This window comes from Amycolatopsis sp. cg5, assembly GCF_041346955.1.
GTDB lineage: Bacteria > Actinomycetota > Actinomycetes > Mycobacteriales > Pseudonocardiaceae > Amycolatopsis.
The window spans coordinates 4,472,688-4,485,248 of sequence record NZ_CP166849.1 but is presented as its reverse complement, the minus strand read 5'-3'; the positions used below and the strand labels follow the sequence as shown (position 1 = coordinate 4,485,248).

11 protein-coding genes are annotated in these 12,561 nt (G+C 68.5%); 1 reads left to right on the top strand and 10 read right to left on the bottom strand.

Annotated elements, in window-relative coordinates; translation table 11 throughout:
* Positions 1 to 9: 9 nt before the first annotated feature.
* From gntD to AB5J62_RS20180, 4 genes are all read right to left on the bottom strand, one after another.
* The gene (gene gntD, locus AB5J62_RS20195) at positions 10 to 1,038 is read right to left on the bottom strand and encodes a guanitoxin biosynthesis L-enduracididine beta-hydroxylase GntD (protein WP_370949848.1); all 1,029 of its coding nucleotides are present in this window, start codon (positions 1,036 to 1,038) and stop codon (positions 10 to 12) included.
* An 84-nt stretch (positions 1,039 to 1,122) separates the two neighbouring features.
* Positions 1,123 to 2,046 carry a TauD/TfdA family dioxygenase gene (locus tag AB5J62_RS20190; protein ID WP_370949847.1) on the bottom strand — a complete coding sequence of 308 codons (924 nt, stop codon included), beginning with the start codon at positions 2,044 to 2,046 and terminating at the stop codon, positions 1,123 to 1,125.
* Positions 2,043 to 2,255, bottom strand: a complete 213-nt coding sequence (locus AB5J62_RS20185) for an MbtH family protein (RefSeq protein ID WP_370949846.1) — start codon at positions 2,253 to 2,255, stop codon at positions 2,043 to 2,045. The genes AB5J62_RS20190 and AB5J62_RS20185 overlap by 4 nt, the downstream gene beginning before the upstream one ends.
* Positions 2,256 to 2,280: 25 nt before the next feature.
* Complete coding sequence (locus tag AB5J62_RS20180; RefSeq protein WP_370949845.1) at positions 2,281 to 3,123, bottom strand: ArsR/SmtB family transcription factor; 843 nt, start codon at positions 3,121 to 3,123, stop codon at positions 2,281 to 2,283.
* Positions 3,124 to 3,504: 381 nt separating this feature from the next.
* Between AB5J62_RS20180 and AB5J62_RS20175 the strand changes: the two genes are divergently transcribed.
* Positions 3,505 to 7,215, top strand: a complete 3,711-nt coding sequence (locus AB5J62_RS20175) for a helix-turn-helix domain-containing protein (protein ID WP_370949844.1) — start codon at positions 3,505 to 3,507, stop codon at positions 7,213 to 7,215.
* A gap of 430 nt (positions 7,216 to 7,645) precedes the next feature.
* Here the strand turns inward: AB5J62_RS20175 and AB5J62_RS20170 are convergent, their stop codons facing one another.
* The 6 genes from AB5J62_RS20170 to AB5J62_RS20145 all read right to left on the bottom strand — a co-directional run bounded on the left by AB5J62_RS20170 (position 7,646) and on the right by AB5J62_RS20145 (position 12,337).
* Positions 7,646 to 8,842, bottom strand: a complete 1,197-nt coding sequence (locus tag AB5J62_RS20170; protein ID WP_370949843.1) for a styrene monooxygenase/indole monooxygenase family protein — start codon at positions 8,840 to 8,842, stop codon at positions 7,646 to 7,648.
* 208 nt (positions 8,843 to 9,050) lie between these two features.
* Entirely contained in the window at positions 9,051 to 10,298 is a 1,248-nt protein-coding gene (locus AB5J62_RS20165; RefSeq protein ID WP_370949842.1) for an NAD(P)/FAD-dependent oxidoreductase, read from the bottom strand.
* Positions 10,291 to 10,515, bottom strand: a complete 225-nt coding sequence (locus AB5J62_RS20160) for a ferredoxin (RefSeq protein ID WP_091287044.1) — start codon at positions 10,513 to 10,515, stop codon at positions 10,291 to 10,293. Before AB5J62_RS20160 ends, AB5J62_RS20165 begins: the two co-directional genes overlap by 8 nt.
* Positions 10,512 to 11,072: a ferric reductase-like transmembrane domain-containing protein gene (locus tag AB5J62_RS20155; RefSeq protein ID WP_370949841.1), complete on the bottom strand. Its 561-nt coding sequence runs from the start codon at positions 11,070 to 11,072 to the stop codon at positions 10,512 to 10,514. The genes AB5J62_RS20160 and AB5J62_RS20155 overlap by 4 nt, the downstream gene beginning before the upstream one ends.
* Complete coding sequence (locus tag AB5J62_RS20150) at positions 11,065 to 11,796, bottom strand: DUF4142 domain-containing protein (RefSeq protein ID WP_370949840.1); 732 nt, start codon at positions 11,794 to 11,796, stop codon at positions 11,065 to 11,067. The genes AB5J62_RS20155 and AB5J62_RS20150 overlap by 8 nt, the downstream gene beginning before the upstream one ends.
* Positions 11,780 to 12,337: a hypothetical protein gene (locus AB5J62_RS20145; RefSeq protein WP_370949839.1), complete on the bottom strand. Its 558-nt coding sequence runs from the start codon at positions 12,335 to 12,337 to the stop codon at positions 11,780 to 11,782. The genes AB5J62_RS20150 and AB5J62_RS20145 overlap by 17 nt, the downstream gene beginning before the upstream one ends.
* Between the last annotated feature and the right edge of the window lie 224 nt (positions 12,338 to 12,561).

Sequence of the window (12,561 nt, the reverse complement as noted above, 5' to 3'; positions counted from 1 at the left end):
ACCCCTAGCTCAGTAGATGACGCGGCTGTCCGCGCTCAGCCGGAATTCCCGCGACTTGCGCACGTCGCGGGCGATGTTCAGCCTGCGCAGCCAGCGGTCGGTGCCGTCGAACCGCGCACGGAACGGCTTGCGGCCGTGCACCACGCGGTAGTTGTCGATGAAGAGGATTTCGCCGGGCTTCAGCACGACACCGCCCATCGCGGCGTCGACGGCCGCGAAGAACCTGTCGAGCACCTTCTGCTCTTCCTCGCCCTGCACGTCCTGCATGTAGAACGGATCGCAGACGACGTACGGGTCGTCCGGCGAGCCGAACAGCACGGCGACCGGCTCCGGCTCGCTCAGCGCCTTCTCGACGCGCTGGCGGCTGCGCTGCTTGAGCTGCGCGACCTGAGCGTCCTCTGTGGACGATTCGACCGCGTTCTCCGGGCGGTGCGAGTTGTCGGGAAGGATGAAGTACCGCTCCTCGGACAACGCCTTCTTGAGGTCGTCGTCGATGCGCACGTCCGCGATGTCGGCGGCCGTGGTCTCGACGTCGTCCGGGTTGCGCAGGCACATCAGCGCGAGGTAGTCGGTGCGCAGCGGGTGGAACGCGTCCTCGGTGTGCCAGGTGAGCAGCTCATCGCTGCCCCAGCCGATCTGCTCCCCGGAGTGCTCCTTGATCGGGAAGATGTCGTGCATGATCCGGCCGTCCTGCTGGGTGGCCCAGCCGATCGGCTCGCCGAGCAGATGCGAGATCAGGAAGAACGCGATGTCGTAGCGCAGCGTCGGGACCTGCGCGGGCTTGTCCTTCCAGTGCTGCGGGGTCGGTCCGAGGTCCGCGTCGTCGACCGGGAGTCCGGACACCACGAAGACGCCGGTCGGCTCGGTGAGCCGGAAGTCGTTGAGCGCGCGGCGCACCCCGCGCGGCAGCTCGTCGGCGAAGACGCGGGCCTCCGCCTGGAACTCGGCGGACTCGACGGTGTCATAACGGACGGCGAGCTCGTCGACGACGGTCCAGATCGCGTCGACGTCCTCGGCTGGCAGGTTCAGGCGTTGCACGTGCTTTCCTTTCGTCGCTCCAAGGAGCCTGGCCGAAGCGTCCGGGGCCCTCTACGCCTTTGACGCTCCAGCGAAAAGGCCCGGTCAGGCGTTCGAGGGCTCGGCCATCGCGACGGCGATGCGGCGCGGTCCGGTGAACGGCTCACGGGCATGGGTGGAGAGCATGTTGTCGACCACGAGCAGGTCGTCGCGCTGGTAGTCGAACCGGGTGGACGCGGCGCGGTAGCACGAGCGCAGGTGTTCGACGACCTCGTCCGGGATCGGCTCGCCGTCGCCGTAGTAGGTGTTGTTCGGCAGGTTCTCCTCGCCGCACATCTCCAGCAGTCCTTCGCGGATCTCCGAGGGAAGCGTGCTGACGTGGAAGAACGTGGCGTGGTTGAACCAGACCCGCTCACCGGTCACCGGGTGGTCGTGCGCGGGCTCGCGCACCGCGCGCGTCCGCAGCTTGGTGCCTTCGAGCCATTCGGTCTCGATGCCGTTGCGCGCGCAGTAGGCGTCGACCTCGGCGCGGTCGTCGGTGTTGAACGCCTCGCTCCACGGCAGGCCCAGCTCGTCGCTGTAGTTGCGCACGACCATCCACTTGCGCCGCTCGAACTCGGCACGGATGTCGCGGTCGATGGACTCGTAGACCTCGCGGGTCGACGAGAGCGGGGTCGCGCCCTGGGTCAGCGGCGGCTCGATGCAGTAGAAGTACAGCGTCAGCGGCCATACGGCCTGGTAGGAGTTCTCGTTGTGGGCGAAGATCTCCTCCTGCGGCGGGTAGTCCGTCGAGGTGTAGACGTTCCCGCTGATCCGGCTGCGCGGGGTCGAGCGCTCGGAGTACGTCAGCGGCGCGCCGGACAGCTCACGCACGGCCTGGTCGAGGCCTTCGACGCCGCCGACCGCGAAGCCGCGGAACAGCACGGCGCCGTGCTCGGTGAGCGCCTTGCGGATGTCGGGGCGGTCGAGCTGGATCCGGTCGTGGATCGACGCGCCGTCACCCTCGATGATCAGGGGAAGCCCGCTCATGCGTTCATCGCCTCGATCAGGCTCTTCGGGCGCAGGTCCGTCCAGTTGGCGGTGATGTGGTCGAGCGCGGACTGGCGGTCGGTCTCGGCCAGCGCGACGGTCCAGCCCGCGGGAACCGGCGCGAACGACGGCCAGAGCGAGTGCTGGCCCTCGTCGTTGACCAGCACCAGGTAGGTGGCGTCGGGGTCTTCGAACGGATTGGTGCTCATGATGCGTTCCTTTCGGAGAGGGATTTCAGACGACTTCGGGCTGGCGCACGCGCGGCCCTCGGCTCTGCAGCAGCGCCACACCGAGCCCGGTCAGCGAGTGCAGCACCGAGTTGCGGCTGCGCGCGGTCATCACCAGACCGGCCTTGCGCAGCACGGTCGCGTGCTTGCTGGCGCCCGCCAGCGAGATGCCGAGGCGCTGGGACAGCTCGCCGGTCGTGCAGCTCTCGGTCAGCGCCTGCAGCGCGGCCGCCCTGGTGTGCCCCACCAGCGCTTCGAGCCCGTGGTCGCCCCGGTCCTCCGCGCGCAGGAGATCTCCGGTGACGGGAACGGAGAACACCAGCGCGGGGATACCGGTCGTCCGCTCGGCGTCCAGCACCACCGAGGTGCGGCCGAACAGGAACACCGACGGGGACAGCAGCAGGCCGCGGCCGTTGAGGTGGATGTCGCGGTCGATCTCGCCGGGGATCTCCAGCACCGGCGCGGCCCAGTTCAGCTTGGGGTGCAGCGCGCTCAGCAGGCCTTCGACACCGTTGGTGATCGCGACCCGGCCCAGCGCGTCACGGACCGACTCGAGGTGGGCGCGCACCTGGTCCCAGTACGGGATCACCGCGGCCGAGCAGAACTCGAACACGCTCGCGGCCAGCCGGTCGTCGCTGTCTTGTTCGAGCAGCGTGAGCAGCTCGTCCAGCGGCGGCGTGTCCTTGGTCGCGCCGAGCGCGGCACGCACCTGGCGGCGCCACCGGAGGAACGGCACGCTGCTGGACCGGCCGAACTGGTCGAGCGCGAAGACACTCTCCGCGACCGGGCCCAGTCCCGCGACCATGCGTAATCGTGCCAAATCCTCCACGGTGAAATGGATTCTTAACATTCAGGCCTCATTTTGTTGTCCAAGGCAGCCGTGAATGCCCGCCGCATACAATTGCGTGTTCCTCATCCAGGACGGCACTCCTGCGGAACAGCCCGTATGCGGAAAGCGGAAACTTCACCGCCGCCTCGCGACGCAGTGACACCGGCGAAGCCGCCGGCGCCGAGCCCCCAAAGCCCGGTGCGCCGCTACCCGGTCTAGCAGCCGAGGAGTTGTCCAGGGCCACCACGGGCGTCCGGACAAACAATGAGCCGGACAAAACACGGCCGAACGGACCCCTATTCTTGGGCCGTTCGGTGGCATTCGCCCCAGGTGCTCGATACATTGAGCACCAGTCGTGTAACACAGGTTCGGGGGACAGTTCGCCATCTGGGGAAGGACGACGTGGGACGGCCTGAACGCGCCATCGATCCCACCGCGGGGCCACTGCAGGCATTCGCGGTCGAGTTAAGGCAATTACGGGAGACCGCCGGAAGACCCAGCTACCGGGAACTCGCCCGGCGCTCGCACTACTCGGTCACGGTGTTGTCCGAGGCAGCGGGCGGCGACACGCTCCCGACGCTCGCGGTGACGCTGGCCTACGTTCGTGCTTGCGGTGGCGACGATTCGGCCTGGGCCGAACGGTGGCGAGCACTCGACGCCCAGCTCGGCGCCAAGGACAGTCCAGAGCAGACGGACAAGATGGACACCGCCCCCTACCTGGGGCTCGCCACCTTCCAGAGTGCCGACGCCGAACGTTTCTTCGGCCGGGGCAAATTGGTCGACGAACTGTGCAAAAGGCTGACCGAATCCCCTTTTCTGGCCGTATTCGGCCCATCGGGAATAGGCAAGAGCTCGCTTTTACGAGCCGGACTCATTCCGGCTCTGCAGAATAGCGCAAGCGGCGATGGGCGCCATTGGCTACCCGTGGTCATCACTCCCGGTGAGTATCCTACCGCTGAACTTTTCGCGAAGTTGACAGAGTCGCATGGCGCTCCGGTCACCGGTTCCCGTATCAGAGACATACTGGAGGGAAAATCCGCGCAAACCGGGCTGCTCATCATCGTCGACCAGTTCGAAGAAGTCTTCACGCTGTGCAGTGATCGGCGTGAACGTGACGAATTCATCAACGACCTGCTTGCCGCGGTCGACAATGTAGACGGACGTATTCGCGTGGTTCTCGGCGTCCGCGCCGACTTTTACGCGCACTGCGCCGAGCATCCGCCGCTGGTCGCGGCGTTGCGCGACCGCCAATTGCTGGTCGGGCCGATGGACGAAGAAGACCTACGCTCGGTGATACTCGAACCCGCCGCCATCGCGGGCCTCAAGGTCGAGCAGGCACTCGTCGAGGCCGTGCTCGCCGACGCGGCCGACCAGCCCGGGGCGTTGCCGCTGGTGTCGCACGCCTTGCGCGAGACATGGACGCGCCGCCGTGGCCGGATCCTCAGCGTCGCCGCCTACCGCGACACCGGCGGGGTGCGGGGCGCGCTCGCCCGCACGGCCGATCGCGCGTTCGGCTCGCTGGACGCGACCGGCCAGAAGTTCGCCAAGGACCTGCTGCTCCGTCTGACCTCACTGACCGACGGCGCCGACTACACCCGACGCCGGGCCCGGCACGGCGAGCTGCTCGACAACCCGAACGGCGTCGCGATCGCCCGCGTGCTGGAGCAGCTCGCTCAGGCCAGGCTGATCTCGATCGACGAGGACAACGTCACCATCGCGCACGAGGCGCTGATCCGTCACTGGCCGATGTTGCGCACCTGGCTCGCCGAGGACCGCGAACTGCTGCGCCGGCACCGCAAACTGACCGAAGCCGCCGCCGAGTGGGACAAGCACGGCCGCGACGACGGCTTCCTCTACCGCGGCACCCGCCTGGCGTCGTACCACGACTTCCCCGCCGACCGCCTCAACGACCTCGAACTCGCGTTCCTCAACGAAGGCCGCGCGACCGTCGCCCGTGAACGCGCGGCCCGCCGCAGGCGCCTGCGCATCACCAGCATCACCTGCGGCGCCGGAGCCACGGTCGTCATCATGCTCGCGACTTTGGCGGGCATGGCGTTCATGCGCGCCGACCGCGCCACCGCGGGCAAGGATTCGGCCTACTCCCGTCAGCTCGCCGCGGCCGCGCGCGTCCAGCTCCAGATCGACCCCGAACTGGGCCTGCTGCTCGCCAAGAAGGCCGTCGACGCCGCGCCGACCGAAGAAGCCGCGACCGCGTTGCGCCAAGCGATCGTCGACACCAAGGTCCGCGCGGTGTTCCCCACCGGCCACGGCCCGACCTACGGCATCGCGTACAGCCGCGACGGCCGCCTCGAAGCCACCAGTGGCGAAGACGGCGCCGTCCGGCTCTGGGAACGCACCGGCCACAGCATGCCCGGCAGCACCCCGCGCCTGCTCACCGGGCACAACGGCCCGTTGCGCACCCCGTCGTTCAGCCCGGACAGCCGCTCGGTCGCGGCGGCCGCCGACGACGGCACCATCCTCATCTGGGACGCCGCGACCGGCGGCGCGCCCCGGGTGCTGCAAGGACCGGCGGGCACCACCTGGGCCGTCCAGTTCAGCCCCGACGGCAAACAGCTCGCCAGCGCGCACAACGACGGCACCGTCCGGCTCTGGAACCTCGCGACCGGCGCCGAAGCGAAGGTGCTGCGCGGCCACACCCGCGCGCTCGCGGTCGCGTTCAGCCCGGACGGCACGGCGCTCGCCACCGGCGGCAGCGACGCGACGGTCCGCATCTGGGACCCCGACGGCGACGCCGAGCCGGTCATCCTCCGCGGCCACGGCAACACCGTCGGCGCCGTCGCCTTCAGCCCCGACGGCAAGCAGATCGCCAGTGCCAGCACGGACGGCACGGTCCGCCTCTGGCAGAGCCCCGCCAAGGACCCCGTGGTGCTCCGCGAGAACAACGGCACCGTCCACGCGGTCGCGTTCAGCCCCGACGGCCAGCGCATCGCCAGCGCCGGCAGCGACGGCTCCGTCCGCATCTGGGACACCACCGCCAGCACCGACCCGCTGGTGCTACCCGGCCACAAGGGTGCGGTGCCCGGCATCGCGTTCAGCCCCGACGGCCAGGAACTCGCCAGCACCAGCACCGACGGCACGGTCCGCATCTCGGACCCGACCGGCCTCGGCGCCCCGCAGGTGCTCCAAGGCCACGAAGGCGCGGTGTGGAGCGTCGCGGTCAGCCCGGACGGCAAGAACATCGTCAGCGGCGGCGACGACACGGTCGTCCGCGTCTGGCCGTCCGACGGCCGCAACCCGCTCAACCTCAAGGGCCACACCAAAGCCGTCCTCGCCACCGCCTTCTCCCCCGACGGCAAGCGCGTCGCCAGCGCTGGCGAAGACGGCACCGTCCGCATCTGGAACCTCGACAAGCCCGACACGCCGCTCGTCCACACCGCCGACGACCGCGGCCTCGTCTGGAGCGTCGCCTTCACCCCCGACGGCCGCCGCGTCGTCACCGGAGGCAACGACGGCATCCTCCGCGTCTGGTCGGCCGACGGCTCCGGGACGCCATTGTTGTTGCGCGGCCACGAAGGCGGCATCCGCAACGTGGCCGTCAGCCCCGACGGCAGGCACATCGCAACCGCCGGCTACGACGGCACGGTCCGCGTCTGGCAGTCCGACGGTTCGGGAACGCCCTTGGTGTTGCGCGGCCACGAGCGCGGCATGGTCTGGAGCGTCACCTTCTCCCCCGACGGCAAGTGGATCGCCAGCGGCGGCAACGACGGCACGGTCCGCATCTGGAGCGCCGACGGCACCGGAGCACCGCTGGTGTTGCGCGGTCACCAAGGCGGCCCGGTGTGGAGCGTCGCCTTCAGCCCCGACGAGAACTGGATCGCCAGCACCGGCGACGACGGCACCATCCGCATCTGGGGCGACGAAGGCAACCACATGTCCTTCGCCGCCCGCGGTTTCGGCGCCCCGGTCAACCTGCTCGCCTTCGCCCCCGACAGCCGCCAGCTCGTCACCGCCAACGGCGACGGCACGATCCGCGTCTGGCACTGCGAGGCCTGCGACTCCCTCAACCTCGTCCGCTCCCTCGCCGACGCCCGCACCACCCGGGAACTCACCCCGGCCGAACGCCGCCTCTTCCTCGGCGACGCCACCGGCTAGGACTCGCTCGCGGCGCCCCGCCTCGGCCGACTTGTATGAAGGCTCCCCTCATACAGCTCGGCCTGTATGAAGGCTCCCTTCATACAGCTATACGTGATGAAGGCTCCCTTCATACAGCCAGATCTGGATGAGGGGAGCCTTCATACAAACCCGAAGCCCGCCAAGGCCTGGGGTCGTGAGTGGTATCGCCGGTTAGAACCGGCCGGAACACTCACGACCCCTGCCTGAGGGGCCGTTGAGTGGGGGCCTACCTGCCCCGGTCCGGGTGGGTGAGGGCCTCCCTCACCCGGATATTCGGGTCAGGGCCTCCTTCACCCAGGGATTTGGGTCAGGGAGGCCCCCACCCAAACCCGACCCTCGAGCCTGGAGCGGACGAGCCGTCGCGACCGGGGTCGTGAGTGGTATCGCCGGTTAGAACCGGCCGTACCACTCACGAGGCTTTGAGGTAGCGCAAGGCTTCGGCTTCGTCGGTGAGCCAGCCTTCGTAGTCGGACGGGTCGTCGAAGAGGTGCGCGAACCGGTGCGCCACCGCGGGCGCGGACTGCGCGGCCTCCAGGGTCGCGAGCACGTGCGGAGGCGGCGGAGCGAGCAGGTCGTTGCTGAACCGCGTCGTCACCCGCCCCACCGACCAGAAGTCCGCGAAACTCCGACGCATGAACGCCTCATCGAACACCGCGTCACCTTGCGCGATGATCCGAGCCTGATAAGCGGCAGCGCAATGAGCCGCCAGGTTCGCCCCCTGACCCGCGATCGGATCATTCGTCACCGCCGTGTCCCCCATCGCGAGCACCAGCGCACCCGAAGCCAGCCGCCCGACGGGGTCACGCACGACCGGCGTGATGCGCCCATGCAGATGATCAAGCGCCCCAAGCGGCGAAGCATGATCGAGAAGTTCCTTGGCCCACGGGAAAAACGAGGCCAACAGGCCGGCCGCGATCTCGAAATGCTGGTCGATGTCGGCGACGCCGTCCCAGCAATCCAAAGGCCCGCCAGGGATCCCCGAGAAGTACATCCCGTAAGCAGGACCGCTCGCGGTCAGCACCGGCAGCGCGAAGTACTCCCCCTCCGGCCCCAGGCTGAAGTCGACGCCGGGATACACCCGGTCCGAGATTCCGTCGACGTACATCATCGCGATCGCCCGCTGAGGCTCCGCGTACGGCGAGAACCGTTCGTCCCGCGCGAAAAGCGAGTCGAACTGGGGCCCACGACCCGCCGCGACGAGCACGAGGTCGAACTCCCGCGCGTAGGACTCGAGGTCGTCCGGAGTGACCTTGTGGACACGGACTTCTCCACCCAGGTCCGCGAATTCGGCCAGCCAGTCGGACATCTTGAGCCGCTGGTCAACCGACTGGGCCGAGCGGTCGAGCGGGGTCTTCCAGGTGATCGGGCCCGAGGTGAAGGCGACGCCGCCGATCTCCGGGGCGACGCCGTCCCAGAAGTTGACGCCGAGCGCGCGTTCGTGGCGCAGTGCCGGTTCGAACACGCATTGATTGGACAGGACGCGACCGCCGAGGATCGTCTGCGCGTCGCGGTCGGTGATGACCGTTACTTCGTAGCCGTGTTGCTGGAGGCCGAGTGCCAGCAGCAATCCTGCCTGTCCGGCCCCGATTATGCCGATGCGGCGCATCCGATTTTCTCCCTCCGGCGGTTGTCCGCAACTGTGGACCGGAGGGCGGGCGCCCGAAGAATTGTTTCGGGCGTATTCGGGGGCGGGATTCGGTGCCCGAAAGGGTAGTCGTGCGGGCCGTATTCGGGATGTCCACAGTTTCCCGAATACGGCCCGCACGCCGGAAACGCGCGAGTGGGCCGATCGCGCGCCGGTTCTGGGGGTGCGCTCAGATCGCGCTGAGCGATTCCGCGACCCGCTGCCAGACGGGTGCGGGCTCCTCGACCGGTTCGGCGGGTGCGCCGACCGAGGTGGGAGCGGGCAGGCGGCGTTCGAGCTCGGCCGTCCAGTGCAGCATCGTGCGGGGGATGTCCCAGCCCGCGAGGCCGACCAGCCTGCCCGCCCTGACGAAGCCGGTGAGGCCGTCGGCGAGGCGGACCGTGTCCTCGCCGAGCGAGGGCATGCCGACCATCTGCAGGCGTACGTCGTACAGCGTCGACCAGGCACGGGGCAGCGGGGTGAACGGCTTGGCGGCCGCGCGGCCTGCCAGCAGGTTCTCCGCGGCCGCGCGTGCCGACTCGACGGCGTTGATCCAGTGCTCGACGCGGCGGGGTTCCTCGTCGAAACGCAGATTCGGCCAGCGGGCCGCGTCGCCTGCGACCACGACGTCTTGGGCGTTCGCGGCGAACAGTGACGCTTCGCAGAGCACACCGTCGGAAAGGTCGAGGCCGGAGCCTCGCATCCAGTCGGTGGCGGGGACACTGCCGATCGCCAGGATGACGCAACTCGCCACGATCAGCTTGTTGTTGGTCAGATGCATGCCGACCGTGTCCTTGGTGCTGATCCAATGCCGGACCGAGCTGTTCATCGCCAGCCGCGCGCGATGGTTCTGCTGCAGCTTCGTCACCGACTCGGCGATCGACGGCCCGAACCGGTGCAACGGCGCGTTGGAATGGCCGACCAGCGTCACGTCACGGCCCATCTGGCGCATGCTCGCGGCGAACTCGCAGCCGATGAGGCCGCTGCCGATCACCACCGCCGGCTTCGTGGAGACGCCGAGCGCGCGCTTGACGGCCATGGCGTCGTCCACCGTGCGCAGGATGCGGACCCGCGGGTCGTGCCGGGGCGCGCCGGGCAGATGCCGGGGATACGAGCCCGTCGCGACGATCAGGCCGTCGTACCAGAGCGACTCGCCGCCGGGCAGGTACACCGTGCGCTCCGCGCAGTCGAGATGCGTGGCCCTGGTGCCCAGGCGCCAGCGGACATCGATGTCACGGTAGGCCTGCAACGACACGTCGATCGGGCGGGCCGCGCCGATGATGAGCTGCTTCGACACCATCGGCCGGTGGTACGGCCTGCGGGCCTCGTCGCCGACGATCACGATCTCGCCGTCGAAGTTGAGCTCCCGTAGCCGTTCCGCGGCGCGCAGGCCTGCGACGCCCGCGCCGACGATGACTATTCGGTCTCCGTCACTCATCGGCCAGGCCTTTCACTCTCACGGCCTGCATCGGGCAGCAGCGGGCCGCGGCGATCACCGGCTCGACGTCGGTTTCGGTGAGCTGGCGGCGGAACCGCAGCCTGCCGTCACGGCCGAGCTGGAAGATGTCGGGTGCTTCGTACTGGCAAATGCCGTACAACTCGCAGCGGTCGTTGTCGACGCTGACCCGCGGTCCGGCGCGCAGGGTTAGTTTCATGCGACTTGCTCCTCCACCAGGCCGATGCGCTCGAGGGTGCGCACCGGCAGGAACCTCAATACGGCCAACGTCACCGTCGGCACGAGCAGGGTGATGCCGCCCAGCCACAGGATCGCGATGTTGCCGTTCGCGATCGCGCCGAACAGCGAATGCACGGCGGTCAGCAACACGGCCGGATAGGCCGTTCGGTGCAACCACAGCCAGCGACGATACGAGGTGAACCGGTGCAGGCCCGCGGTGATCGCGATCGCCAGCATCAGTTCCAGGCCGATGATCCCGATCGTGTGGCGCGCCATGGTCCCCGGCAGCAGCGGCACGGTCAGCATCGGCAGCGTGAACGCGCCGGTGGACAGGAACAGGAAGCTCAGCGCGTGCACGATGCCGAAGGACAAGGTCAGCACCGCGAGCGCCAGATGCCCGCCGCGCAACGCCTTGCGCCCGGTGACATTGCGGACCCACCCGGTCGCGGTGAGCACGCCCCAGCACAAGGTCAGGCACATGAACGCGTAGGCCAGTCGCGCGGACATCTGCGCGATGGACCGGACGCCGTCACTCATTCAGTTCTCCCGGTCGAAGTTTGAGGCGGGTCCGTGAATTCCGGATCAGCCACAGCAGCAGGACGGTCGCCCCGCCCAGCAGCACAGCCAGCACGACGACGGTGATGATGTCGGTCGCTTTGAGGTCGAGCGCGGCACTGGCGGACGTCGACGAAAGCTGCGGCTGCGGCAACGCGTCGAAGTCGGCGAGCCCGGTGCTCTCGAGCAGCGTGATGTGGCGCAGCACCGCCTGGTTCGCGGTGGTCGCGAACGCGCGGATGCGGTCGTTCTTGGTGCCTGCCCTGATCTGCGCGATGGCGCTGAAGATCACGCCGTGCGCCGCGCGCAGCCGATTCACGAAGATACGGTCGAATTCGGCAGGTGTTCGCGCGTTCTGCATCTCGTTCAGCCAGCCCTGTTGCTCGGCCGTCGGCTGATCGGGCAGTCCGATGCCCAGTTCCGCCGCCAGCGCGCGGTCCTGCACGTCGAGCCTGCCGTGGTCGACCATGATGGACATGCCGACCTCTTTGACACGAGGGCTCGCGCCGCGTGTCCGCGCCCAGTCACCGGCGGGCATTTCCCAGAGCCCGGCCAGCCTCACCTTGACGATCAGGGTTTCGTCGGTGGAGGTGATGGGCTGACCTTGCGGCTGGGCGCCCGCGACGGCGGCGAGCGCGAACTGGCCGAGCACCAGTAGTACGAGTAGCACCGAAGCGGCGCGCAGCCGTTCAGAAGCCGAGTGCATTGGCCTGCCTCGCGTCCACGGTCGTCGCGATCTTCTTGCCGTCCGGCGCGATCGGATACCAGACCTGGTCGGCGCCCATGCCGCCGGTCTCCCCCGGCATCTCGTCCTTGACGTAGCGGTAAAGCGGCCAGCCCGCGAGCGTCAACTGGTCGCTACCGTCCGTCCTCGTCACCCGTCCGATCAGCGCTTTGTCCATTCCGGTGACATCGAGTTCACCGTTCGCACGCGCCGGAATCCACACCTGGGCGCAATTGCCCTCGCAGTTGGATTTCGGCGGGCTCGCGGTGTCCTTGTCGAATCGGTAGAGGGTCAGCCCCTGGGTGTCGACGACCAGCGTGCCGAGGTCGAACGCGCGCACCGCGTGGATGGCGGGCTTCTCGTTCGGGTCGGGCATCGGCATCCGCATACCGCCGTGACCAGCGCTTGTTCCTTGCTGGTAGCCGGTGTTCGAAGATCCACTGGATCCACTGGTACCGCAGGCCGCGGTGAGTGTCAGCGCGGCGAAACACGCCGCGAGCGACACGGTTGAGCGGAGTTTCATGACTTCCTCCTGTCGGGGGCCGGGGAAGCACGACAACGCACCGGGAAAAGGGCGCGCTTGATCCACTTAGGACAGTCAGCGTCCATAGTGGATTTTTTTCGGCGTCGCGGGGGAACAACGCTTGTCGGGGGCCTTCGGACGGGGATACGGTCACAGTCCCGACACGGTTCAAAAAACATTCAGCCTGTTTTGCCACTAGACGAGCAACCCCGCCGCCGTAAGGA

Excerpts from the sequence above, each read along its gene's own strand:
- AB5J62_RS20190 (WP_370949847.1), bottom strand. The coding sequence starts at position 2,046 with ATGAGCGGGCTTCCCCTGATCATCGAGGGTGACGGCGCGTCGATCCAC.
- AB5J62_RS20185 (WP_370949846.1), bottom strand. The coding sequence starts at position 2,255 with ATGAGCACCAATCCGTTCGAAGACCCCGACGCCACCTACCTGGTGCTG.
- AB5J62_RS20180 (WP_370949845.1), bottom strand. The coding sequence starts at position 3,123 with ATGTTAAGAATCCATTTCACCGTGGAGGATTTGGCACGATTACGCATG.
- AB5J62_RS20170 (WP_370949843.1), bottom strand. The coding sequence starts at position 8,842 with ATGCGCCGCATCGGCATAATCGGGGCCGGACAGGCAGGATTGCTGCTG.
- AB5J62_RS20165 (WP_370949842.1), bottom strand. The coding sequence starts at position 10,298 with ATGAGTGACGGAGACCGAATAGTCATCGTCGGCGCGGGCGTCGCAGGC.
- AB5J62_RS20160 (WP_091287044.1), bottom strand. The coding sequence starts at position 10,515 with ATGAAACTAACCCTGCGCGCCGGACCGCGGGTCAGCGTCGACAACGAC.
- AB5J62_RS20155 (WP_370949841.1), bottom strand. The coding sequence starts at position 11,072 with ATGAGTGACGGCGTCCGGTCCATCGCGCAGATGTCCGCGCGACTGGCC.
- AB5J62_RS20150 (WP_370949840.1), bottom strand. The coding sequence starts at position 11,796 with ATGCACTCGGCTTCTGAACGGCTGCGCGCCGCTTCGGTGCTACTCGTA.
- AB5J62_RS20145 (WP_370949839.1), bottom strand. The coding sequence starts at position 12,337 with ATGAAACTCCGCTCAACCGTGTCGCTCGCGGCGTGTTTCGCCGCGCTG.